Consider the following 22318-nt stretch of genomic DNA (forward strand, 5'->3'; position numbering starts at 1 on the left):
CATGATCGTGTGAATGACCATGCGGGTTCGCGCGGCGGCGATCACCATCGGCCTGGCCATCGGGGGCGCGGTCGCGCTCCCGGTTGCGGCCGCGCACCCGTCGGACCCGGGGGTGGTGAACTACGCGGTCCTGGGTAAGGGCTCGGTAGGTAACATCGTCGGCGGACCCATGGGCTGGGAGTCGGTATTCACCGAACCGGTGCAGGGCGACTGGGTGGACGTCCCGGTGTGCAACAACTGGGCCGACATCGGATTGCCCGAGGTGTACAACGACCCCGACCTGGCGTCGTTCAACGGCGCCGTCACCCAGACGTCGGCCAACGACCAGACCCACTTCGTCAAGCAGGCCGTCGGGGTGTTTGCCACCAACGACGCCGCCGACCGTGCCTTCCATCGCCTGGTGGACCGAACGGTGGGCTGCTCGGGCCAGACCACCGCGATGCACCTGGACAACGGCGTCACCCAGGTGTGGACGTTCGACGGCGGCCCGCCGGGACCCGCCGACGCGAACTGGACCAAGCAAGAAGCCGGCACCGATCGGCGCTGCTTCAATCAAACCAGGCTGCGCGAAAATGTATTGCTGCAGGCCAAGGTCTGCCAGTCTGGCAACGCCGGGCCGGCGGTCAACGTGCTGGCCGGTGCGATGCAGAACGCGCTCGGTCAGTGAGCCGGCTTCCGCGGCCCGCATGGGCATGCTTGAGATCGCGCGCGAACGGGAATATGTCGGGGCCATCTGTTAGATGAAGTAGTGGCGGTTACCGTTGCCTTAGCTGTGCAGGGAAGTGGTCCGCAGGCGCGTGCTCAGGCTGGCCCAGGCCCGAAGGGATAGTGATATGACGTTTGCCGCCATCACTACCGCGGGCTCCGAGATGGCCGATTCCAAGGCCGCCGCGCACTACATCGCCGAGGGCTGCCTGGTGGACGGCCCGCTGGGCCGGGTGGGCCTGGAGTTGGAAGCTCATTGCCACGACCCGTCCGACCCGCATCGCCGGCCCGCCTGGCGCGAGATCGCCCGCGTGCTGGAGCGGCTACCGGCATTGCCCGGCGGCAGCCGCGTGACCGTGGAGCCCGGCGGTGCGGTGGAGCTGTCCGGCCCGCCGGCCGACGGGGTGGTGGCCGCCATCGACGCGATGCGCGGCGACCAGGGCGTGCTGCGGTCGGCGTTCGCCGACGCCGGCCTGGGGCTGGTCTTCCTCGGGGCGGACCCGCTGCGGCTGCCCAAGCGCATCAACCCGGGCGCGCGCTACCGCGCGATGGAGCAGTTCTTCGCGTCCAGCCGCTCCGGTGCGGCGGGCGCCGCGATGATGACGTCCACCGCCTCCATCCAGGTCAACCTGGACGCCGGTCCGCGGGCCGGCTGGGCGGACCGGGTACGGCTGGCGCACGCGCTGGGACCCACCATGATCGCGATGGCCGCGAACTCCCCGATGCTGCGCGGCGAGTTCACCGGCTGGGCCTCCACCCGGCAGTGGGTTTGGGGCCAGATGGACTCGGCGCGGTGCGGCCCCATCCTGGGGGTCAGCGGTGACGACCCGGGCACCGACTGGGCGCGCTACGCGCTGAAGGCCCCGGTGATGCTGGTCAACTCCCCGGACGCCGTCGCGGTCACGCATTGGGTGCCGTTCGCCGACTGGGTGGACGGCCGGGTGCTGCTGGGCGATCGCCGTCCCACCATCGCCGACCTCGAATACCACCTGACCACCCTGTTTCCGCCGGTGCGGCCGAGGCAGTGGCTGGAAATCCGCTATCTGGACAGCGCGCCGGACGTCTTCTGGCCGGCCCTGGTGTTCACCCTGGTGACCCTGCTCGACGACCCGGTCGCGGCCGCCGTCGCGGCCGAGGCGGTCGAACCGGTGGCCACCGCCTGGGACGCCGCGGCCCAGGCCGGTCTGCGGGACCGGCGGCTCTACGCCGCGGCCAACCGGTGCGTGGCCGTCGCCGCCGAGCTGGCACCGCCGGAACTCGGCGGCCCGATGCAGCGGCTGGTCGACGCCGTGGAGCGGGGCCGGTGCCCCGGCGACGAATTCTCCGACCAGGTGATCCGGCACGGCATCGCGCCCACGGTGGCGCGGCGGGCGCAAGGGGGGCTGTGACTTCCGCTGATGATTCCGACCCGCTGCGGCCGGTCCCCCGCAAGCGGGTGGGGTCCCCGCGGAGCTGGGGAGTGCCCCCCGCGCCGCGATTGCGATCGTCCTGCCGGGCAGGTCTTGCCGACGATCTGGCGCGGGCGCGGGCGCGGACGTTGCGGCTGTGCGACTTCGACGACGCCGAACTGTACCGGCAATACGACCCGCTGATGAGCCCCCTGGTGTGGGACCTGGCGCACATCGGTCAGCAAGAGGAGCTGTGGCTGCTGCGTGGCGGTGACCCCGGCCGGCCGGGCATGCTGCCCCCGGCCGTCGAGGGGCTCTACGACGCCTTCGTGCACTCGCGGGCCAGCCGGGTCGACTTGCCGCTGCTGCCCCCGGACCGGGCGCGGTCGTACTGCGAGACCGTGCGGTCGGCCGCGCTCGACGCCCTGGACGCCCTGCCCGACGACGCCGACAGCTTCGTCTACGCGATGGTGATCAGCCACGAAAATCAGCACGACGAGACCATGTTGCAGGCGCTGAACCTGCGCAGCGGCGCGCCACTGCTGCGCGACACCGCGGCGTTGCCGGCCGGTCGGCCCGGCCTGGCCGGTAGCTCGGTGCTGGTGCCCGCCGGCCCGTTCGTGCTGGGCGTGGACGCAATCAGCGAGCCCTACTCGCTGGACAACGAGCGTCCCGCACACGTCGTGGAACTGCCCGCGTTTCGCATCGGCCGGGTCCCGGTGACCAACGGGGAATGGCGGCACTTCATCGAGGACGGCGGCTACTCCGACCCGCGGTGGTGGTCCGAGCGCGGTTGGGAGCACCGCCGGCGCGCGGGCCTGACCGCGCCGCAGTTCTGGGGTCCGGACGGACGGACGCGCACCCGGTTCGGTCACGTCGAGGACATTCCCGCCGACGAACCGGTGCAGCATGTCACCTACTTCGAGGCGCAGGCCTACGCCGCATGGGCGGGCGCGCGGCTGCCCACCGAGGCGGAATGGGAGAAGGCCTGTGCGTGGGATCCGGCCACCGAGAGCCGGCGCCGCTACCCGTGGGGGGCGCAGCCGCCGACCGACGCCCTCGCCAACCTGGGCGGCGCCGGGCTGCGCCCGGCGCCCGTCGGGGCGTACCCGGCCGGCGCCTCGGCGTACGGGGCGGAGCAGATGCTCGGCGACGTGTGGGAGTGGACCTGCTCGCCGCTGCGGCCGTGGCCGGGGTTCGTTCCGATGATCTACGAGCGCTACTCGCAGCCCTTCTTCGACGGCGACTACCGGGTGCTGCGCGGCGGCTCGTGGGCCGTGGAGCCCGCGATCCTGCGGCCGAGCTTTCGCAACTGGGATCATCCGATCCGGCGCCAGATCTTCTCCGGTGTCCGGTTGGCTTGGGACGTCGAGGATTTCGCCTGATGTGCCGCCACCTCGGTTGGCTCGGGGCCGACGTCACAGTCTCCTCGCTGGTGCTGGATCCGCCGTGCGGGCTGCGGGTGCAGTCGTATGCCCCGCGCCGGCAGAAGCACGGGCTGCTCAACGCCGACGGCTGGGGCGTGGGGTTTTTCGACGGCGCTTCGGGAGGCCCCCGCCGCTGGCGTAGCCAGGCACCGCTGTGGGGTGACGTGTCGTTCGACTCCGTGGCCCCTGCCCTGCGCAGCCGCTGCGTGGTGGCCGCGGTGCGATCGGCGACGGTCGGGATGCCGATCGACGCCAGCGCGACGGCGCCCTTCACCGACGGCCGGTGGTTGCTGTCGCACAACGGGGTCGTCGACCGCGCCGTGTTGCCCGCGACCTCGCGCGCCGAATCGATCTGTGACAGCGCGCTCTTGGCGGCCGCCATCTTCGACCGCGGCCTCGACGCGCTCGGCGAGACGATCACCGAGATAGCGGCTGCCGACCCGGCCGCCCGGCTGAACATCCTGGCCGCCGACGGCGCTCGCCTGCTGGCCACCACCTGGGGAGACACCCTGTCGATCCTGCGCCGCCCGGACGGTGTCGTCCTGGCCAGCGAGCCGTATGACAACGACTCCGGTTGGGAGGACGTGCCGGACCGCCACCTCGTCGAGGTCACCGCGACGGGCGTCGCGCTGACCCCGCTGGATCGATCGGAAGGTTATCGATGACGCTGACCCTGGCCAACCACCTGGCCGCCGACTCCGCCGACCGGGCGTTACGCCGCGACGTGTCGGACGGCCTGCGCCGGACGCCGAAGTCGTTGCCCCCCAAGTGGTTCTATGATTCGCTGGGCAGCCACCTGTTCGATCAGATCACCCGGTTGCCCGAGTACTATCCGACCCGCGCCGAGGCGGAGATCCTGCGCGCGCGGTCGGCGGACATCGCGGGGGCCAGCCAGGCCGACACCCTGGTGGAGCTGGGCAGCGGAACGTCGGAGAAGACCCGGCTGCTGCTGGACGCGCTGCGCCAACGCGGAGCGCTGCGCAGGTTCGTCCCCTTCGACGTCGACGCCGGCATCCTGGAGACCGCGGCGGCGGCCATCCAGCGGGAATACGCGGGGATCGAAATCAACGCGGTCTGCGGCGATTTCGAGGAACACCTCGCCGAGATCCCCACCGGCGGCCGCCGCCTGTTCGCCTTCCTGGGGTCGACGATCGGCAACCTCACGCCCGGCCCGCGCGCGGAGTTCCTGTCGAGCCTGTCCGCCCAGATGCGGCCGGGGGACAGCCTGCTGCTGGGCACGGACCTGGTCAAGGACACCGGCCGGCTGGTGCGGGCCTACGACGACCCGGCGGGGGTGACGGCAGCGTTCAACCGCAACGTGCTGGCGGTGATCAACCGGCAACTCGACGCCGACTTCGATGTCGAGGCGTATGAACACGTGGCGCGCTGGAACGCCGAAGAGGAGCGCATCGAAATGTGGTTGCGGGCGGCCCGGCCCCAACGGGTCCGGGTGGACGCGCTCGACCTGACCGTCGATTTCGCGGCCGGTGAGGAGATGCTCACCGAGGTGTCGTGCAAATTCCGCCCGGACGGGGTGAGCGCCGAACTGGCCGCGGCGGGGCTGCGCCGCACCCGGTGGTGGACGGACGCAGCGGGCGATTTCGGGCTGTCGCTGGCCGTGAAGTGACCGTCGGGGACTCGCTGGCCGCCCGTTGGCGGGTGGCCCGCCCGCCGATGGCCGGGCTGCACCTGGACAGCGCGGCCTGCTCGCGACAGAGCCTGGCGGTGATCGAGGCCGCCGCCCTGCACGCCCGCAACGAATCCGAAGTCGGCGGCTACGTCGCGGCAGAGGCGGCCGCGCCCGCGCTGGACGCCGGGCGGGTCGCGTTCGCCGCGCTGGCCGGCATGCCCGACGCCGAGGTGGTGTTCACCACCGGCTCCCTGAACGCGCTCGACCTGCTGCTGGGCGCGTGGCCGGCCGACCGACGCGCGGTGGCGTGCCTGCCCGGCGAATACGGCCCCAACCTGGCGCTGCTGAACGCGCACGGATTCGACCGCCGGCTGCTGCCGACGCTTTCCGATGGCCGGGTCGCGCTCGATGACGCCGCGCTGGAGCTGGAGGCCGATCCGCCCGATTTCGTCCACCTGACCGCGGTGGGCAGCCACAGCGGGGTGGTGCAGCCGGTGTCGATGATCGCGCAGCTGTGCCGCGAGTTGGGGCTGCCGCTGGTGGTCGACGCCGCCCAGGCGCTGGGCCAGGTGGATTGCGCGGTCGGCGCCGACGTGACCTATGCGTCGTCGCGCAAGTGGCTCGCCGGGCCGCGCGGGGTCGGGGCGCTGGCTGCGCGCCGCGAGCTGCTGGAGGGCCTGCGCCCGAGGCTGGCGGCACCCGACTGGCTCGCCGGCTCGTTCACGGTGGCCCAGCAGCTGGAGTTCGGTGAAGCCAATGTGGCCGCGCGGGTGGGCTTTTCGCTGGCGCTGGGGGAGTACCTGGCGTGCGGCCCGCAGGCCGTGCGCGCACGGCTGGCCGCGCTGGGCGCCACCAGCCGCCGGGTGCTGGCCGACGTGGCCGGCTGGGCGGTGGTCGAAGAGGTCGACGAGCCCAGCGCCATCACCACCCTGGCCCCGGTCGAGGGCGCCGATCCGCAATCGGTGCGGTCCTGGCTGCTCGCCGAGCGGCGGATCCTGACCACCTACGTCGGCGTGCAGCGCGCGCCCCTGGAGCTGGCCGGCCCGCGACTGCGGATCTCGCCGCACGTCGACACCACGGCCGACGATGTGGAGACCTTCGCCGAGGCGCTGATCGCCGCGACCGCGGCGACGTCGGGTTAGAGATCGACGCCGGCGCGCAAAAGTGCGAGCAGGGCCCGCGGTGACGTCGATTTCGGCGCGACCGGCCCTGTCGTTCTAGCCCGCTTTGTGCGCCGTCAGCAGGTAGGCCGGCATCTTCATCCGGCCCTTCTCGTCGCGCTCATGCGGCGGGAATTCGAAAGGCGCGTCGGGGATCTCGATGACGTTGGAGAGGATGAAGGCCGGCCGGATCTCGTCGACCTCCCAGTACTTGCTCACCGCGGCCCGAAGCTCGTCCTCGTCGACCTCGTTCGGCTTGGGTTCCATCTCGGCGGGAAACGCGCCCTTGGCGAACACCAGCACGAACAAGCTGGCCCCCGGCGCGGCCGCGCGGTGGATGGAGCTCAGGTAGCCGTCGCGGCCCTCGACCGGCAGCGAATGGAACAGCGTGGAATCGACCACGGTGGAGAACCGGCCGTCGTGGCCGCCGAACGACGTGATGTCGGCCTGCTCGAAGCTGGCGGTGGTCAGGCCCCGCTCCCGGGCTGCCTTGGTGGCCGCCGCGACGGCGGTCGGCGTGAGCTCGACCCCGACCACCGTGTAGCCCTGGGCGGCCAGCGCCAACGACAGTTCGGCTACTCCGCACCCGGCGTCCAGCACGTCGCTGCGGAATTTCCCCGCGGCCACCAGCGCGGCCAGTTCGGGTTGCGGCTCACCGATGTTCCACGGCGGCGGCCCCTCGAAGTGCGCCTGCTCGCGGTATGCGCTGTCCCAGTCCATGATTTGATCGCCCGTCATGGATCTCAACGTACCCGGCGCTCAGCACTCCCAGGTGTGCACCGGCTCGTTGGCGTGCATGTGCGCGCAGTACCGGCGCAGCATCTCGGCCAGCGCGGCCGGCCTTGTCATCCCGCCGTCTTCCAGCGCGCGCACGGTGGACACCTGCCAGCTGGCGCCGTTGCGACCGGTCCTGGCGCGGCCCTCGATCACCCCGAGGAAGCGGTCCCGCACGTCGGCGTCCACCCCCCAGCGGCGCAGCCCCTCGTCGGCGATCGGCAGCAACGTGTCCAGCACCAGTGCGGTCGCCGTCACCTGGCCGCGGCCCGGCCAGCGCAGGCGGGCATCGATGCCGTCGCGCGCCGCCGCAAGGAAATTCTCTTGCGCGGCAGCGAAATCCATGCCGGCCCACAGCGGATCGTCGTCCTCGGACAGGCGGCGCAGCATCCCGTAGAAGAAGGCCGAATTGGCCAGCATGTCCACGACGGTCGGCCCCGCCGGCAGCACCCGGTTCTCCAGCCGCAGGTGCGGCCGCCCCTGCACCACGTCGTAGACCGGGCGGTTCCACCGGTACACGGTGCCGTTGTGCAGCCGCAGCTCGGGGAGGCGCGGCGCCCGGCCGGCCGCCAGCTCCGCGACCGGGTCCTCGTCGGACACCTCCGGCAGCAGGGCCGGGAAGTAGCGGATGTTCTCCCGGTACAGGTCGAGCACCGAGCCGATCCAGCCTTCGCCGAACCACACCCGCGGCCGCACGCCCCGGGATTTGAGCTCCTCGGGCCGGGTGTCGGTGGACTGGGTGAACAGCTCGATGCGGGTCTCGGCCCACAACTGGTGGCCGAAGAAGTACGGCGAGTTGGCGCCCAGCGCCAGCTGCGGGGCGGCCACCACCTGTGCGGCGTTCCAGTTCGCGGCGAATGCCTCGGGTGCCACCTGCAGATGCAATTGGGTACTGGTGCACGCGGATTCGGGCGCGATCGACACGGCCTGCCAGCTCAGCGGCTCGGGGCCGGAGATGTCGATCGGGATGTCGTCGCCGCGGGCGGTGAAGATCGACTCGTTGAGCGCCGCGTAGCGCCGGGAGTCGCTCATCCAGCCGGTGGCCAGGTGTTCGGGCATCAGCGTGGGCAGGATCCCGATCATCACGATGTGCGCACCGCCCGCGCCGGCCTTGATCTCGGCGGCGTTCAGGCTGGCCCGCACCTCGTCTTCGAGATCCAGCGCGGTGTGCCCGGGCAGGGCGTGGGGCGGCACGTTGAATTCGATGTTGTAGGCGCCCAATTCCGGCTGGAACGCCGGATCCCCGATCGCGTCCAGCACATCGCGGTTCGACATGGCCGGCTGATAGTCGGCGTCGACGAGGTTGCACTCGATCTCCATGCCGGTGAGCGGCTTCGCCGAGTCGAAGTGCGACCGGGCCAGCATCGTCTCCAAGACGTCCAGGCACAACTGGAGCTTCCGCCGGTATTCCCGCCGATGTGCGCTGTTGTACGTGGTGCGCTTGACCTCTTCGCCCACACCGCCGATGGAACAGGGTTACCGGCGGTAACGCAAGCTGCCCGGCCGCTTGTCGGGCGCGGCGGACCGTGATGGACTCCTGACGTGTCCGCCGAGTTCGTCGCCGCCATCGATCAGGGAACCACCAGCACCCGGTGCATGATCTTCGATCATGACGGCGCCGAGGTGGCCCGCCACCAGCTCGAGCACGAACAGATCCTGCCGCGCGCCGGCTGGGTCGAGCACGACCCGGTCGAGATCTGGGAGCGCACCTCCTCGGTGCTGATGTCGGTGCTCAACCGCGCCAACCTGTCCGCCGATCACCTTGCGGCGCTGGGCATCACGAACCAGCGGGAAACCACGCTGGTGTGGAATCGGCGCACCGGGCGGCCCTATTACAACGCGATCGTCTGGCAGGACACCCGCACCGATCGGATCGCGTCGGCGGCCGAACGCGACGGTCGCGGGGAGGTGATCCGGCGCAAGGCGGGCCTGCCCCCGGCGACGTATTTCTCCGGCGGCAAACTGCAGTGGATCCTGGACAACGTCGACGGGGTGCGCCAGGCCGCCGAGAGCGGCGACGCCCTGTTCGGCACCGCCGACACCTGGGTGTTGTGGAATCTGACCGGGGGCGCGCGCGGCGGTGTGCACGTCACCGACGTGACGAATGCCAGCCGGACCATGTTGATGGATCTGGAGACCCTGGACTGGGATGACGAGCTGTTGTCCTTCTTCTCCATCCCGCGCGCGATGCTGCCGGCGATCGCGCCGTCGTCGTCGCCGCAGCCCTACGGCGTCTCCGCGCAGACCGGGCCGGTCGGCGGCGAGGTGCCGGTCACCGGTATGCTGGGCGACCAGCACGCGGCGATGGTCGGCCAGGTGTGCCTGTCCGAGGGCGAGGCGAAGAACACCTATGGCACCGGGAACTTCTTGCTGCTCAACACCGGCGAGACCATCGTGCGGTCCAAGAACGGGCTGCTGACCACCGTCTGCTACCAGTTCGGCGGCGCCAAACCCGTGTACGCGCTCGAGGGTTCGATCGCGGTCACGGGCGCGGCCGTGCAGTGGCTGCGCGACCAGCTGGGCATCATCAGCGGTGCGGCGCAAAGCGAGTCGCTGGCGCGTCAGGTCCCCGACAACGGCGGAGTCTATTTCGTCCCGGCGTTTTCCGGGCTGTTCGCGCCGTACTGGCGATCGGACGCGCGCGGCGCGATCGTCGGGTTGTCGCGGTTCAACACCAACGCACACCTGGCCCGCGCGACGCTGGAGGCGATCTGTTACCAGAGCCGCGACGTGGTGGACGCGATGGCGGCGGATTCCGGTGTGCGCCTTGAGCTTTTGAAGGTCGACGGTGGGGTCACCGGCAACGACCTGTGCATGCAGATCCAGGCCGATGTGCTCGGCGTCGACGTGGTCCGCCCGGTGGTGGCCGAGACGACGGCGCTGGGCGCGGCGTACGCGGCCGGTTTGGCGGTGGGGTTCTGGGCCGACCCGGCCGACCTGCGGGCCAACTGGCACGAGGACAAGCGCTGGACGCCGGCCTGGACCGACGAGCAGCGCGCCGCCGGATACGCGGGTTGGCGCAAGGCGGTGCAGCGGACCCTGGATTGGGTGGACGTCACCTAGCGCCTCGATGCCGCGAGCGTGCGTGTCTGTACAACGACACGCCGGTGCGGTCGTACATTTGCGCACGCTCGCGGCAAGAGGGCTCAGTCTTCGCCGAGGATGCCGTAGACCTCGCGCCGCGCGTTGTTGAGAATTTCGACGATGCGCTGCTGCTGCTCGGCGGTGGCGGTGTGCGCGGACTGCGCGACCGCCCCGAACAGCTGGCCGACGGCCGCCCGCAGGTTCATCTGACCCGGGTCGGCGCCCTCGGCGATCTCGTCCCACGGCGGGGTCTCGACCTTTTCGGCCGCCGCGCGGCCCTCGTCGGTCAGCTCGAAGAGCTTCTTGCTGCCCTCGGTTTCGCTGGCGGTGATCAGGCCCTCGTCGGTCAGCAACTGCAGCGTGGGGTAGACCGAGCCGGGGCTCGGCTTCCAGAGCCCGTTGCTGCGTTCGGCGATCTGCTGGATCATCTCGTAGCCGTGCATCGGCCGCTCGGCCAGCAGCGCCAGGATGGCCGCGCGGACATCGCCGCGCTTGCCGCGGCCGGGGCCGCGCCGCCAGCCGCCGCGCCGCCCGCCCGGCCCGAAGCCGAATCCCGGACCGAAGCCCGGACCGAAGCCCGGACCGAACCCGGGCCCGAATCCGGGACCGAAGCCCGGGGGGCCGTCGTGGCCGGGGCCGTGCTCGCGGAGGTTTTCGAAGAACTCGTGGCGGGCCCGCCGCCGGGCGCCGTGCAGGGCGCGTCGATGAATGTCGGGACCGAAGCCGAAGCCCGGCCCGCCGGCGAACGGGCCACCAGGGGGGGTGAATGGGTGATTCATGTCTTTTCCTTACGTCTGAAGGGGAAGCGCACCGTGCGCTTCGAAGTATCACGATATATCGAAAACTATCGCGATGCAACGCTCTGGTGCCGAATTCCGCGCAGCTCCGACCGAGGAACCGTGTGGCCTGCGGTGATGGCGGGACCCTGCGCCCGCCGGGCCGGGGGCCGGATGGTCCAGGGCGGTTTGCACCCCACGGGCGGCGGGTAGGAACTCTGGGATGAACGCGGACAACTCCCACCTGACGGCGGGCAGCGGGACCTCCACCGCGACCGGCCCCGGTCAGGGCGGCAGCGGACGCGAACGCAACGTCTGGCCGTGGGTCAACTGGGGCCTGGCGCTGGCCACGGTGCCCGCCGCCGCCATCGTGATGCTTTTTGCGCTCGGTGCGGTGATGAGCACCGACGGCTGCGCCGACCGCAGCTGCCCCAACCTGGGACACGGCGGGATCAATTTCGGGGTCGCGTTCTACGGCGCGCCCGCGGTCGCCGTCGTCGTCATCGTCATCTCGCTCTTCACCGCGAAGCGCCGCGGCGGCATCGCCGTTCCCCTGTGCGGGTGGGCGCTCTTGATCGCCGACGTCGGCCTGATGGCGGCCAGCGTCTCCGGTTAGCCCGGCCGGTCAGCCCGGCGGCGAGAAACCGCCCGGTCCGGCGCTGGGCGGGGGCTGCCGCGGCGCCTCCGCGCCCGGCCAGAATCCGGCCGGCGGTGGCGGCCCGGGCGGCCACGGCGCGGCACCCCACGGCGGCGCGGCGGGGCGAAGCCGCGCCAGCTCGCGGCGGTGCCGTTCGGCGAGCACGGCGGCGAGGACCAATTCGGGCGGTGCGCCGGGCGGGGGCGGTGGGGCGATGCGGGACACCACGTCGCCGGCGATGCGGTAGGCCATCTGCTGGCGTAACTGGCGATCGAGTTGCGGTGCCCGCGAGAGGAATTGGCGCGCAACCTCGGCCTGGCCGGGGGACAGCCCGGACAGTTGCAGCGACGCCGCCCACCAGGCCAGCGACGGCGGCATCATCGGCGGGGGGCCCAGCCGGGGTCCGCGCTCGTTGATGACGACGGTGCCGGCGAAGATGTCGCCGATCCGTTTGGCCTTCGGCGACAGGATGCTGCAGATGACGGCCGGACTGCCGAACAGCATCCAGATCTCCACCACCGCCGCCAGGGCCCGAAACAGGGCTTGCCGGAAGCGTTCTGGGCCGCCGTCGTCGGACACCACGCGCAGGCCCATCGCGATCTTGCCGACCGAGCGGCCGCGGGTGGTCGTTTCCAGGATGACGGGATAGCCGACGATCACCACCACCGTGAAGATGAGCAGGACGGCGGTGCTCAGCGCGCTGTCGTACTGGGTCAGCGTGGCGGCCCACAACATCAGGCCGAGCAGGTAGCAGACGGCGATCACCGCGATATCGATCAGTGCGCTCACGGCGCGCACCGGCAACTGGGCGATCTGCACATCGAGCACGACGGCGTCGCCGGTCACCACCTCCGACATAACACCGAACGCTACAGGGCGATTAGGCTGCGCAGGATGGACGTCGACGCATTCGTGCTGGCGCATCGCGGTACCTGGGACCGCCTCGACCGGCTGGTGGGACGGCGTCGCTCGCTGACCGGCGCCGAGGTCGACGAGCTCGTCGAGCTGTACCAGCGGGTGTCCACCCACCTGTCGACGCTGCGTTCGGCCTCCTCGGATTCGGTGCTGATCGGTCGGCTCTCCAGCCTGGTCGCCCGGGCCCGTTCGGTGGTGACCGGCGCCCACGCGCCGTTGAGCAGTACGTTCGCCCGGTTCTGGACGGTGTCCTTCCCGGTGGTCGCCTACCGCTCGTGGCGGTGGTGGCTGGGCACGGCGGTGGCGTTCTTCGCCGTGGTGGTGGTCATCGCGCTGTGGGTGATCGGCAACCCCGAGGTGCAGTCGGCCGCCGGAACCCCAAGCGACATCGAGCAATTGGTCAACCACGACATCGCCTCCTACTACAGCGAACATCCCGCGGCCGCGTTCGCCCTGCAGATCTGGGTCAACAATTCCTGGGTCGCCGCACAGTGCATCGCGATGTCGGTCCTACTGGGGCTTCCGATTCCGGTCGTGCTGTTTCAGAACGCCGCCAACCTGGGGCTGATCTCCGCGCTGATGTTCCAGGCGGGCAAGGGCGGCGTGCTGCTCGGGCTGCTGGCCCCGCACGGGCTGCTGGAACTGACGGCGGTCTTCCTGGCCGGGGGAGCGGGGATGCGGCTGGGCTGGTCGGTGATCGCACCCGGCGACCGGCCCCGCGGACAAGTGCTCGCCGAACAGGGCCGCGCCGTCGTGTCGGTGGCGATCGGACTGGTGGCCGTGCTGTTGGTCTCGGGGTTGATCGAGGCGTTGGTGACGCCCTCGCCGCTGCCGACGTTCGTTCGGGTCGGCATCGGCATCATCGCCGAGGCGGCATTCCTTTCCTACATCGTGTATTTCGGCCGCCGCGCGGCGACGGCGGGTGAGACCGGCGACATCGAAGACGCGCCCGACGTGATCCCCACCGGATGAGCGGTCAGAGCCGGCCGGTGGCCTTCATCGCCAGATAGCGGTCGGCCAGTGCGGGCGCCAGTTCGGTGGGCGGGGCGTCGACGACCTCCACCCCGCCGCGGCGCAGCCGGGTGGCGATCGCGCGGCGGTCGTTGCGGGATCGTTCGGCCGCCGCCGCGTCGTAGACGGCGGCGGGATCCGAACGCCCGGCGGCCATGTGGTCCACCCGCGGGTCGGCGACGGCGGCCACCATCAGGTGATGTCTCGCCGACAACTGCGGCAGTACCGGCAGCAATCCCTCGTCGAGCGCCGTCGCGTTGAGGTCGGTCAGCAGCACCACCAGCGACCGTCGGCGGGCCCGCCGGGCGATCGTCGAAACCATTGCGGTCCAGTCGGGTTCGAGCAGCGCGGGCTGCAGGGGTGCCATCGCCTCGACCAGCTGGGCGAGCAGTTCGGTGCGCGACGCGCCGAACACGCCGGCCCGGCTGACCCGGTCGTGGGCGAGGAAGTCGACGTGGTCGCCGGCCCGCGACGCCAGCGCCGCTAGCAGCAGCGCGGCATCCATCGACCAGTCCAGCCGCGGCCAGCCCGCGGGATCGGACGCGGTCGGGTCGACGCCGACCCGGCCCGCCGAGGTGCGCCCCGTGTCGAGCACGATCACCACCCGCCGGTCGCGTTCGGGTCGCCAGGTGCGGACCACCACGTCGGCGCGGCGCGCGGTGGCGCGCCAGTCGATCGACCGCACGTCGTCGCCGACGACGTATTCCCGCAGCGAATCGAATTCGGTGCCCTGGCCGCGGATCAGCGTCGGCAACAGCCCGTCGATCTCGCGCAGTTTGGCCAGCCGGGCCGGCAGGTGCTTGCGGGACAGGAACGGCGGCAGTACCCGGATCAGGCCCGGCACCGCTTGCGACACCTGCCGGCCCGCCAGCCCCAGCGGACCGATGGACCGGGCGGTGACCAGCGCTGCGCGCTGCTCGCCGCGGCGGACCGGTCGCAGCTGGGACTGGACGTGCTGGTGCTGGCCGGCGGGGATGTTCACCGGATGGATGCGGGGCCGCGCGCCGGCGCTGGGCGGCCAGGCGTCGCGGACCTGGCCGCGGAACCTGCGCCGACCGTCGTTGTGGATCAGTAGCCCGACGTCGACCTGCTGGGCGAGCCGGGCGGAACGATCCGGGGAGCGGGTGTAGCGCAACTTGCGGGTGCTGGCCGCCAGCCCGGCGTCCGCGGCCACCACGACCAGGAGCGCGACCAGAAGAAACACGAAAGTCGCTGCGGGCAAGGGCGACAGCGCGATGGGCAGGACGCACAGCAGCGCGACCAGCCCGGTGCGCCCGGTCAGGACCACTATCGGGGCACCGGAACCGACGCCAGGATCCCGTCGAGCACACCGTCGGGTGTGGCCCCTTCGAGTTCGGCCTCGGGGCGCAGCATCACCCGGTGCCGCAGCGTGGGGCGGGCCATGGCCTTCACGTCGTCGGGGGTGACGTAGTTGCGCCCGGACAGCCAGGCCCAGGACCGGGCAGTGGCCAGCAGCGCGGTCGCGCCCCGGGGGGAGACGCCCAGCTGCAGCGCGGGCGAGGAGCGGGTGGCCCCGACGATGTCGACGATGTAGCCCAAGACCTCGTCGGCGACCAGCACCTGCCGCACGGCGTCGCGCCCGGCCGCCAGTTCGGCGGGTCCGGCCACCGGTTTGATCGCCGAGAGGTCGCGCGGATCGAAGCCCTGGACGTGCCGGCCGAGGATGGCGATCTCCGAATCTCGCGGCGGCAGAGGCACATTCAGTTTGAGCAGGAATCGGTCCAGCTGCGCTTCGGGCAGCTGGTAGGTGCCCTCGTACTCGATGGGGTTCTGGGTGGCGGCGACGATGAACGGGTCGGGCAGCGGCTGGGCCACCCCGTCCACGCTGACCTGACGCTCTTCCATCGCCTCGAGCAGCGCGGCCTGGGTTTTCGGCGGGGTCCGGTTGATCTCGTCGGCCAGCAGCAGATTGGTGAACACCGGGCCGGGCCGGAACGCGAAGGCGGCGGTGCGCGCGTCGTACACCAGCGAACCCGTGACGTCGCCGGGCATCAGGTCGGGGGTGAACTGCACCCGCTTGAACTCCAACCGCAGCGCGGCGGCCAGCGCGCGCACCAGCAGCGTCTTCGCCACTCCCGGAACGCCTTCCAACAGCACATGACCGCGGCACAGCAGCGCGATCACCAGCCCGCTGACCACTCCCTCCTGCCCGACGACGGCCTTGGCGAGCTCGGTGCGCAACGCCAGCAGCGCGTCTCGTGCCGATTCAGCGGTGGGGGTCTGGGCGGGGGCGGGGGACTGTGTCACGTCCGTGTGACCTGCCTTTCGATGTCGTCGAGCGCACGGGCAAGTTGTAGCAGGTCGTGGTCGGTCGCCGGGGGTGGGCCGAACAGCTGGTAGGAGACGAACGCCGGGTCGGCGCCGTAGCGACCGGCCACCGCGGCCGCCACCGCCGGCGCCGACGCGCCGGTGTTCAGACCGAGCCGGGGCAGCAGCCGCTGCAGGGTGGCGGTGCGCAGCGCCGCGGCGGCGCGGTCGCGCGCCCGGCGGGAGCGGTAAAGCCGCCCGCGGCCCTCGACGGTCTCCGATGCGCGCACCACGACGGGCAGCTCCTCGGCGACCAGCGGGCCGGGCCGCCGGCCCCGCCACAGCGCGACCAACAGCACGACCAGGCACAGCTGGCAGAGGATCCACGTCACGTTCTGTGGCATCAGGTCGGACATCGAACCGGGCGGCGACGATTCGCCCTCGACGCGGTGGGGTGCGTACCAGACGAGCCGGGGCCGGGCGCCCGCGAGATTCATCGCCAGGGCGGCGTTGCCCGCCTGCAGCAGGGCGCCGTTGGTCAAGAAGTCGGTGCTGCCGACCGCCGTGACGGTCCGCCCTCCCGCACGGAAGCGGATCAGTGCCCCGCCGTAACAGCGGGTCATCGCGCGGCCGTCGGCGGCGCGATAGGTGTCGCTGGGCCCGAACCGCACCGGCCCGGCCCGCGTCGCCGCGCGCAGAGTGCAATCCGGGTCGGTGTCGAAGGCGTGGGCCGCCGGTGAGACCCCCACGCCCGGCATCAGCGCCTCGCGCGTGCGCGCCGTCGGCTCCACCAGCAGCAGGTCGCCCGGCACCCCGGAAAGCCGGTCCAGCAGCGGCTCGGTCAGGTATTGGCTCTGCGCCACCAGGATCAGCGCGTCGGGGCGCGCCGCCCGCTCCACCCCGGCGATGCTGTCGGCGACCACGACGTCGACGCCGCCCCCGCGCAGCAGCGCCACCAGCGCATGGGCGCCGTCGGGGCCCGTCGACGCCGGATCCATGCGCGCGCCCGGCCGTGGCGCGGTCAGGTAGGCGTCCACGCCGGCGAACACGGCGAGCACGATCAGGGTGAGGACCACCCAGCGCCAGGATCGCGAGCGCCGCACCGGCGGCGCGGGTTGGGGGCGCCCGATGGTCGCCATCACCGCACCCGGGCCCATGCGTCGGCCGGGGCGGGTTGCCCCGGTCCCGCGGCGACGGCCGCCGAGCGGGACCGCAGGTGGTCGTCGAGGTCGGCGATCATCTGGTATGCGCCCTGCGTCCCGGGTTGTTCGCCGTAGGTGACGTCGTTGAAAGCCGTTGCGGCTTGCGAAAGTTCACCGGCGAGGTGGGGAAGGGCGGCGCCGGCGTCGGAGGCCAGCTCGTTGGCGGTGCGGCCGGGCGCCGGGTTCAGCACGCCGGTCTCCTCTAGCTGGCGGGCGACCGCACGCAGCCGGTGGCGAATCGCTGCGGCCCAATCACCTTGCGCCGCACAACTTTCAGCGGTCGTGCGGTGCTGGGCGGCGGTGAGCTGCGCGGCTTCGAACAGCTGGTAGTCGCCGCCGCGGTTGGTGCGCATGGTGCGCCGCGCGAGGTGGATGGCGGCCGCCAGCGCGATCCCGAGCATGATGAAAAGCACCGTCGCCGTGAGCCATCCGCCGGGCAGCGAGGCCGTCTTCTGCAGCAGCCGGAGGATGGTCTCGTTGAGCCATTCGGCGATCTGTTCGGTGACCGAGCCCTTGGAGTAGATCGGTTTGTTGAGCTCGTCCTGGGCGGCCTGGTGTGCGGCATCGCGGTCGATGTCGATGGAGGGCACGGTCAGCTCGTCCTCAGACCGGTCGCGTCAGCCAGAGGTTGTCGGTGGACTCGGCCGCGTACGGCCCGCCCGCGGCGCCGGTCTGCAGCACCAGATCGAATGCCTCGGCACGCATCCGGCGGTCGGTGTAGAGCAGCGCGATCACGCCCGCGTTGAACGGCGCGGTGATGATCTCGCCGATCGCGGCTCCCACCGACGAGACCGCGGTGCCGACCAGGACGGCCGCGGTGGACGAGGTGGCGAGGAAGAACTGGCTGGCGATGTTGAACGGCACGGCGACCGCGCCCGCGACGACGGAGGTCACCACCAGCGTCAGCAGCCGGATGCCCAGCACCCGCCAGAAGCCGTTGCGGACCAGCGCGAACGATCGGGTGATGGCGTCCAGGACGGGCAGCCGCTCGAGCACGATCAGCACGGGTGCAAACAACACGACCGTGTAGAGGTACACCAGCAACGCGATCACGGCCAGCGCCAGTGGCAGGCCCAAAACGACCACCGCCGCGGCCTTGCCGATCGCCGCCAGCACCGCGATGATCACGGCGACCAGGCCCGCGACCACCGCCAGGGCGGCGCCTTCCAGCAAGGCCAGCCCGAGCAACGGCACCAGGCGCCCGCGGATCTTGGCCCATGTCTCCCCGATGGTGATCGGCGAGCCGAACACCGCCCGCCCGACGATGACGGTGAGCATGCCGGACAGCAGCACGCCGCCCAGCCAGGCGACCAGGACGCCGGCGCCCATCGAGGTCAACCAGGCGCCGATGACCCCGTTGGTCAGCTCCTTGGCGTGGTCGGCGCTCAGCCTGCCGTAGGCGGCCAGCGGCCCGAAGACGGCGACCTTCGTCACGATCTGGATGGCCACCACCACGGTGGCGGTCAACCCCAGGGTCGCCTTCGGGTTGGCCCGGACGTAGCCCACCGCCCCGTTGAAGATGTCGCCCAGGGTGAGCGGCCGCAGGGGGATGATGCCGGGCTTGACCGCACCCGGAACCCGTTGCGGGAAGCCGGATTGCCAGCCGTGCGGGGGTCCGTACCCCGGCGGTGGTGGCCCGTAGCCCGGCGGCGGTCCGTAGCCGGGTGGTGGCCCGTAGCCCGGCGGCGGTCCGTAGCCGGGTGGGGGTCCGTAGCCGGGTGGGCGGCCGTATCCGGGTGGGGGGCCGTAGCCCGGTGGCGGGCCAGCCGGATAGCCAGGCGGCGGCGCGGTCAACGTGTTCCGCGGCGTTCGCGGCTGGGCCCGTCGTTCGTCATGGGGTACATCCTGTCGGTGGTCCGGGCATTTCTCAATCATGGCCAAGCCGTCGGCGCGTAGCGTTCCTGCCATGGCGGAACTCAAATCCCGGCTGCGGGCCGATCTGACCGATGCGATGAAGAGCAAGGACAAGCTGCGCACGGCGACCCTGCGCCTACTGCTCGCCGCGATCCAAAACGAGGAGGTCGCCGGCAAGGAGGCCAAAGACCTCTCCGACGACGAGGTGATCAAGGTGCTGGCCAGGGAGTCGCGCAAGCGGGCCGAGTCGGCGGAGATCTACACACAGAACGGCCGCGGGGAGCTGGCCGCCAACGAGCACGCCGAGGCGCGGATCATCGACGAGTATTTGCCGACGCCGCTCACCGAGGCCGAACTGGCCGACGTCGCCGACACCGCGATCGCCCAGGTCGCCGAGGAGATCGGTGAGCGCCCGAGCATGAAGCAGATGGGCATGGTGATGAAGGCGGCGACCGCGATCGCGGCGGGCAAGGCGGACGGGGCGCGGTTGTCGGCGGCGGTCAAGGAGCGCCTGTAGGCGACCCCACCACCCGGGTGCCGTCGGCGGCCCGCCTGGTGACGCGCCGGGCGTCGAGCTGCTCGAGCAACGGCACGGCGACGCGCCGGGTGGTGCCCAGCGCGCGGCGCGCGTCGCTGACCGTGAACGGCTGGGGCAGCGTCGCGAGGACGCCGGCCGCCCGGTCCAGCGCGCCGGACCCCAGGACGACGCCGTCGGCGATCCGGGTCAGCCGCCCGGCGCGCACCGCCGCCGCCAGCTCCCGGGGTCCCAGCTTGAGCTCGGCCAGCTCGTCGGCCTCGGGCGCCCGGAAGGGCTCGGCGGCCAGCCACTCCTCGATGGTGCGCACCGCCTTGTCGACGCGGGCCGGCAGGCCCGCGCCCGGCGCGCGCACCAGGCCGTCGCCCACCTGAAGGCCGGTGCCCTCCAGCAGCGGCGGCAGCAGTTCGGCGGCGGGCAGCCCGGCCCGCTGCCGCAGCGTCTCGAGCGGCATCCCCGCCGCGATGTCGTGGTCGTCGGCCCAGTGCCGCACCGCCGCGGTCGCGCACTCGCGCCGGGCGGCCCACCACCGCGGATCCACCACCCAATTCCCGACCCGCAGCCCGGCGAGCGGCAGGCCCATCGCCCGCAGCTCGGCGGCCCGGGCGCAGTCGGGCGGGGAGACCCGCCCGGTGGCGAGCTCCGCGGCGCGCTCCCGGGCCGCGCCGCGGCGGCGCAGCGCGGGCGGCCGGACGTCGAGCACCTCGACGCCTGCCGCGATCCGGTGCTCGCCGGGATCGCGCAGCAGTCCCACGTCGCCGACCCGCAGGGGCAGGGGCTCCGCCAGCCGCAGCCGGGCCGCCGCCTCGCCCAGCGGGCGCACCTGCACCGGCACGGCCGCGGACCCGACGTGCAGCACCAGCTGGCGGTGCAGCGCGCCCGCCGACCGCAGGGCGACGTCGATCTCCGCGGTGTCCAGCCACACGCCCGGCGTCCGAACGGTGTCGCCGCGACCGATGTGCCGGCGGTCCACGCCCCGCAGGTTGAGCGCGACGCGCGCCACCGGGCCGGCGGCCGGGCGATCGCGGCCCAGCGATTGCAGCCCGCGCACCGTGACGCGCCGGCCGGCGTGTTCCAGCTCGTCGCCCACCCGGATCGTCCCGGCCGCCAGGGTGCCGGTCACCACGGTGCCCGCGCCGCGGACCGTGAAGCTCCGGTCGACCCACAGCCGCACGTCGGCGTCCGGATCCGGGACCGGCAGCCGGCCGGTCAGCGCCAGCAGCTCCGCGCGGACCCGCTCCAGGTCGGTGCCGATCGCGACGGGCGCCCCGGCGAGCGAGGTGGCGGCGAACCGTTCGCGCGCCTGCTCGGCGGCGGGACCGGGATCGGCCAGGTCCGCCTTGGTGATCACCACCAGCCCGTGGCTGACCCCGAGCGCGTCCAGCGCCGCGAGGTGTTCGTCGGACTGCGGCATCCAGCCCTCGGTCGCGGCGACGACGAACAACACCGCCGGGACGGTCCCCACCCCGGCCAGCATGTTGGCCACGAACCGCTCGTGCCCCGGCACGTCGACGAACGCCAGCTGGCGGCCACCCAGCTCCGTCCACGCGAAGCCGAGGTCGATGGTCAGGCCCCGGCGCCGCTCCTCGGCGAGCCGCTCCGGCCACATGCCGGTGAGCCGGTGCAGCAGGGTGGACTTGCCGTGGTCGACGTGCCCGGCGGTGGCTATGACGAACATGCGAGCACCGCCGCGGCCAGCAGCGCGTCGTCCTCGGGCGCCACCGTGCGCAGGTCGAGCAGGCACCGGCCGGCCTCGAGGCGGCCGACGACCGGCGGGCTGGCGGCGCGCAGCGCGGCGGCGTAGGGCTCCGGCAGGCTCACGGCGGCGCTGGGCAGCCGGACGTCCGGCGCCCCGCCGCCACCGACGGCCGCGACGCAGTCCACCACCCGTGCGCCCGGCAGCGCGGCCGCGAGCGACTCCGCACGGGCCCGCAGCGCCGCCACGTCGGCGACCAGCGCCTCGGCCACCGGCGTCGGCGGCCCCGTCAGGGTCGCCTCCAGAGCAGCCAGCGTGAGCTTGTCCACCCGCAGGGCGCGCGCGGCCGGGTGGCGGCGCAGCCGTTCGATGACTTCGGCGTCGCCCAGCAGCAGGCCGGCCTGTGGGCCGCCGAGCAGCTTGTCGCCGCTGGCTGTGACCAGGTCGGCGCCGTCGCGCAGCGCCGTCGTGGCGTCGGGCTCGTCGGGCAGCAGTGGATGCGGGGCCAGCAATCCGGAGCCGATGTCGACCACCAGGGGCGCGTCGAGGCTCGACAACTCCGCGACGCTCACCGCCGAGGTGAACCCGGTGACGTGGAAGTTGGACGGGTGGACCTTCAGGACGAAACCGGTCTGCGGCCCGATCGCCTCGGCGTAATCGCGCAGGCTGGTGCGGTTGGTGGTGCCGACCTCGCGCAGCCGCGATCCCGTGGAGGCCAGCAGCTCGGGGATGCGGAACCCGTCGCCGATCTCGACCAGCTCGCCGCGGCTGAGCACGATCTCCTTGCCAGGGGCGAGCGTGAGCGCCGTCAGCAGCAGCGCGGCCGCGTTGTTGTTGACGACGTGCACGCCACCCGCGAGGGGCACCGCGCGGGCCAGCGCCGCCAGCGCGCCACGGCCGCGGCGGCCGCGGCGGCCGGTCGTCAGGTCCAGCTCGACATCGGTGGTCCCCGCGGCGGCGACCACCGCGTCCACCGCGGCCCGCGACAGCGGCGCGCGCCCCAGGTTGGTGTGCACCACCACGCCGGTGGCGTTGATGACGGGCCGCAGGCTCGACGCGGTGCTCGGCAGCGCGCCGAGGGCGTGCTCGGCGACCCGCTCGGGCTCGATCTCCCCGGCGCGCGCCCGCCGCTGCGCGTCGGCGATCACCGACTTCACCAGCGCGCGCCCCAGCACTCGCTGGGCTTCGACCAGGCGCGGATCGGCGAGCAGCGTGTCGGTCCGCGGCACCCGCCGGCGCGGGTCGCTCACGTGGGG

The 22318-nt window shown here is 72.4% G+C and carries 21 protein-coding genes; 10 read left to right on the forward strand and 11 right to left on the reverse strand.

Features of this window, described 5'->3' with window-relative positions; translation table 11 throughout:
- The first annotated feature begins 19 nt into the window (after window positions 1-19).
- From AWC03_RS14390 to egtE, 6 genes are all read left to right on the forward strand, one after another.
- On the forward strand, window positions 20-667 hold the full coding sequence (locus tag AWC03_RS14390) for a sensor domain-containing protein (protein WP_090421349.1): 648 nt from the start codon (window positions 20-22) through the stop codon (window positions 665-667).
- A gap of 166 nt (window positions 668-833) precedes the next feature.
- Window positions 834-2093 (forward strand): ergothioneine biosynthesis glutamate--cysteine ligase EgtA, encoded by a 1260-nt coding sequence (gene egtA, locus AWC03_RS14395; RefSeq protein WP_085241309.1) that lies wholly within the window; start codon window positions 834-836, stop codon window positions 2091-2093.
- An 89-nt stretch (window positions 2094-2182) separates the two neighbouring features.
- On the forward strand, window positions 2183-3478 hold the full coding sequence (egtB, locus tag AWC03_RS14400; protein WP_085241311.1) for an ergothioneine biosynthesis protein EgtB: 1296 nt from the start codon (window positions 2183-2185) through the stop codon (window positions 3476-3478).
- Window positions 3478-4185 (forward strand): ergothioneine biosynthesis protein EgtC, encoded by a 708-nt coding sequence (egtC, locus tag AWC03_RS14405; protein WP_085241313.1) that lies wholly within the window; start codon window positions 3478-3480, stop codon window positions 4183-4185. The genes egtB and egtC overlap by 1 nt, the downstream gene beginning before the upstream one ends.
- The gene (gene egtD / locus AWC03_RS14410) at window positions 4182-5147 is read left to right on the forward strand and encodes an L-histidine N(alpha)-methyltransferase (protein ID WP_085241314.1); all 966 of its coding nucleotides are present in this window, start codon (window positions 4182-4184) and stop codon (window positions 5145-5147) included. Before egtC ends, egtD begins: the two co-directional genes overlap by 4 nt.
- Before the next feature lie 47 nt (window positions 5148-5194).
- Window positions 5195-6292, forward strand: coding sequence for an ergothioneine biosynthesis PLP-dependent enzyme EgtE (egtE, locus tag AWC03_RS14415; protein ID WP_249025887.1), 1098 nt, complete (start codon window positions 5195-5197; stop codon window positions 6290-6292).
- Window positions 6293-6367: 75 nt separating this feature from the next.
- Here the strand turns inward: egtE and AWC03_RS14420 are convergent, their stop codons facing one another.
- Both AWC03_RS14420 and AWC03_RS14425 read right to left on the reverse strand, forming a co-directional pair.
- On the reverse strand, window positions 6368-7048 hold the full coding sequence (locus AWC03_RS14420; RefSeq protein ID WP_085241317.1) for a class I SAM-dependent methyltransferase: 681 nt from the start codon (window positions 7046-7048) through the stop codon (window positions 6368-6370).
- Between the two features lie 21 nt (window positions 7049-7069).
- Window positions 7070-8542, reverse strand: a complete 1473-nt coding sequence (locus tag AWC03_RS14425) for a glutamate-cysteine ligase family protein (protein ID WP_085241319.1) — start codon at window positions 8540-8542, stop codon at window positions 7070-7072.
- Between the two features lie 84 nt (window positions 8543-8626).
- On the opposite strand from AWC03_RS14425, the gene glpK reads away from it, so the two are divergent.
- Complete coding sequence (gene glpK / locus AWC03_RS14430; RefSeq protein ID WP_085241321.1) at window positions 8627-10147, forward strand: glycerol kinase GlpK; 1521 nt, start codon at window positions 8627-8629, stop codon at window positions 10145-10147.
- Window positions 10148-10230: 83 nt separating this feature from the next.
- Here the strand turns inward: glpK and AWC03_RS14435 are convergent, their stop codons facing one another.
- Window positions 10231-10947 (reverse strand): PadR family transcriptional regulator, encoded by a 717-nt coding sequence (locus AWC03_RS14435; RefSeq protein WP_085241323.1) that lies wholly within the window; start codon window positions 10945-10947, stop codon window positions 10231-10233.
- Window positions 10948-11167: 220 nt separating this feature from the next.
- Between AWC03_RS14435 and AWC03_RS14440 the strand changes: the two genes are divergently transcribed.
- A complete protein-coding gene (locus tag AWC03_RS14440; protein WP_085241325.1) occupies window positions 11168-11560 on the forward strand; it encodes a hypothetical protein in 393 nt (130 codons plus the stop codon).
- Window positions 11561-11569: 9 nt separating this feature from the next.
- On the opposite strand, the gene AWC03_RS14445 is transcribed toward AWC03_RS14440, so the two are convergent.
- Window positions 11570-12439 (reverse strand): RDD family protein, encoded by an 870-nt coding sequence (locus tag AWC03_RS14445; protein WP_085241327.1) that lies wholly within the window; start codon window positions 12437-12439, stop codon window positions 11570-11572.
- 36 nt (window positions 12440-12475) lie between these two features.
- Between AWC03_RS14445 and AWC03_RS14450 the strand changes: the two genes are divergently transcribed.
- Window positions 12476-13468, forward strand: a complete 993-nt coding sequence (locus AWC03_RS14450) for a stage II sporulation protein M (protein ID WP_085241328.1) — start codon at window positions 12476-12478, stop codon at window positions 13466-13468.
- 4 nt (window positions 13469-13472) lie between these two features.
- On the opposite strand, the gene AWC03_RS14455 is transcribed toward AWC03_RS14450, so the two are convergent.
- The 5 genes from AWC03_RS14455 to AWC03_RS14475 are packed head-to-tail and all read right to left on the reverse strand — an operon-like array spanning window position 13473 to window position 18885.
- On the reverse strand, window positions 13473-14795 hold the full coding sequence (locus tag AWC03_RS14455; RefSeq protein WP_085241330.1) for a DUF58 domain-containing protein: 1323 nt from the start codon (window positions 14793-14795) through the stop codon (window positions 13473-13475).
- Complete coding sequence (locus tag AWC03_RS14460) at window positions 14795-15775, reverse strand: AAA family ATPase (RefSeq protein WP_085241332.1); 981 nt, start codon at window positions 15773-15775, stop codon at window positions 14795-14797. The genes AWC03_RS14455 and AWC03_RS14460 overlap by 1 nt, the downstream gene beginning before the upstream one ends.
- Window positions 15772-16914 (reverse strand): DUF4350 domain-containing protein, encoded by a 1143-nt coding sequence (locus tag AWC03_RS14465; RefSeq protein WP_085241449.1) that lies wholly within the window; start codon window positions 16912-16914, stop codon window positions 15772-15774. Before AWC03_RS14465 ends, AWC03_RS14460 begins: the two co-directional genes overlap by 4 nt.
- Window positions 16914-17567 carry a DUF4129 domain-containing protein gene (locus AWC03_RS14470; RefSeq protein WP_085241334.1) on the reverse strand — a complete coding sequence of 218 codons (654 nt, stop codon included), beginning with the start codon at window positions 17565-17567 and terminating at the stop codon, window positions 16914-16916. Before AWC03_RS14470 ends, AWC03_RS14465 begins: the two co-directional genes overlap by 1 nt.
- A 13-nt stretch (window positions 17568-17580) precedes the next feature.
- Window positions 17581-18885 carry a DUF7847 domain-containing protein gene (locus AWC03_RS14475; protein WP_338067421.1) on the reverse strand — a complete coding sequence of 435 codons (1305 nt, stop codon included), beginning with the start codon at window positions 18883-18885 and terminating at the stop codon, window positions 17581-17583.
- Here AWC03_RS14475 and AWC03_RS14480 point away from each other — a divergent pair.
- Window positions 18884-19348, forward strand: a complete 465-nt coding sequence (locus tag AWC03_RS14480) for a GatB/YqeY domain-containing protein (RefSeq protein WP_085241337.1) — start codon at window positions 18884-18886, stop codon at window positions 19346-19348. The two genes, AWC03_RS14475 and AWC03_RS14480, sit on opposite strands and share 2 nt — an antisense overlap.
- Here the strand turns inward: AWC03_RS14480 and AWC03_RS14485 are convergent.
- Together AWC03_RS14485 and selA are read right to left on the reverse strand one after the other, a co-directional pair.
- On the reverse strand, window positions 19332-21044 hold the full coding sequence (locus AWC03_RS14485) for a selenocysteine-specific translation elongation factor (RefSeq protein WP_085241338.1): 1713 nt from the start codon (window positions 21042-21044) through the stop codon (window positions 19332-19334). The two genes, AWC03_RS14480 and AWC03_RS14485, sit on opposite strands and share 17 nt — an antisense overlap.
- Entirely contained in the window at window positions 21032-22312 is a 1281-nt protein-coding gene (selA, locus tag AWC03_RS14490; RefSeq protein ID WP_085241340.1) for an L-seryl-tRNA(Sec) selenium transferase, read from the reverse strand. The genes AWC03_RS14485 and selA overlap by 13 nt, the downstream gene beginning before the upstream one ends.
- Window positions 22313-22318 lie beyond the last annotated feature (6 nt).

The sequence above is a fragment of the Mycobacterium europaeum genome (assembly GCF_002102155.1).
Taxonomy (GTDB): Bacteria; Actinomycetota; Actinomycetes; order Mycobacteriales; family Mycobacteriaceae; genus Mycobacterium; species Mycobacterium europaeum.

Excerpts from the sequence above, each read along its gene's own strand:
- AWC03_RS14465 (WP_085241449.1), bottom strand. The coding sequence starts at position 16,914 with ATGGCGACCATCGGGCGCCCCCAACCCGCGCCGCCGGTGCGGCGCTCG.
- AWC03_RS14480 (WP_085241337.1), top strand. The coding sequence starts at position 18,884 with ATGGCGGAACTCAAATCCCGGCTGCGGGCCGATCTGACCGATGCGATG.
- AWC03_RS14450 (WP_085241328.1), top strand. The coding sequence starts at position 12,476 with ATGGACGTCGACGCATTCGTGCTGGCGCATCGCGGTACCTGGGACCGC.
- AWC03_RS14390 (WP_090421349.1), top strand. The coding sequence starts at position 20 with ATGCGGGTTCGCGCGGCGGCGATCACCATCGGCCTGGCCATCGGGGGC.
- AWC03_RS14420 (WP_085241317.1), bottom strand. The coding sequence starts at position 7,048 with ATGACGGGCGATCAAATCATGGACTGGGACAGCGCATACCGCGAGCAG.
- egtA (WP_085241309.1), top strand. The coding sequence starts at position 834 with ATGACGTTTGCCGCCATCACTACCGCGGGCTCCGAGATGGCCGATTCC.
- egtD (WP_085241314.1), top strand. The coding sequence starts at position 4,182 with ATGACGCTGACCCTGGCCAACCACCTGGCCGCCGACTCCGCCGACCGG.
- egtE (WP_249025887.1), top strand. The coding sequence starts at position 5,195 with ATGGCCGGGCTGCACCTGGACAGCGCGGCCTGCTCGCGACAGAGCCTG.
- egtC (WP_085241313.1), top strand. The coding sequence starts at position 3,478 with ATGTGCCGCCACCTCGGTTGGCTCGGGGCCGACGTCACAGTCTCCTCG.
- AWC03_RS14475 (WP_338067421.1), bottom strand. The coding sequence starts at position 18,885 with ATGGCAGGAACGCTACGCGCCGACGGCTTGGCCATGATTGAGAAATGC.
- AWC03_RS14440 (WP_085241325.1), top strand. The coding sequence starts at position 11,168 with ATGAACGCGGACAACTCCCACCTGACGGCGGGCAGCGGGACCTCCACC.
- AWC03_RS14445 (WP_085241327.1), bottom strand. The coding sequence starts at position 12,439 with ATGTCGGAGGTGGTGACCGGCGACGCCGTCGTGCTCGATGTGCAGATC.
- AWC03_RS14485 (WP_085241338.1), bottom strand. The coding sequence starts at position 21,044 with ATGTTCGTCATAGCCACCGCCGGGCACGTCGACCACGGCAAGTCCACC.
- AWC03_RS14435 (WP_085241323.1), bottom strand. The coding sequence starts at position 10,947 with ATGAATCACCCATTCACCCCCCCTGGTGGCCCGTTCGCCGGCGGGCCG.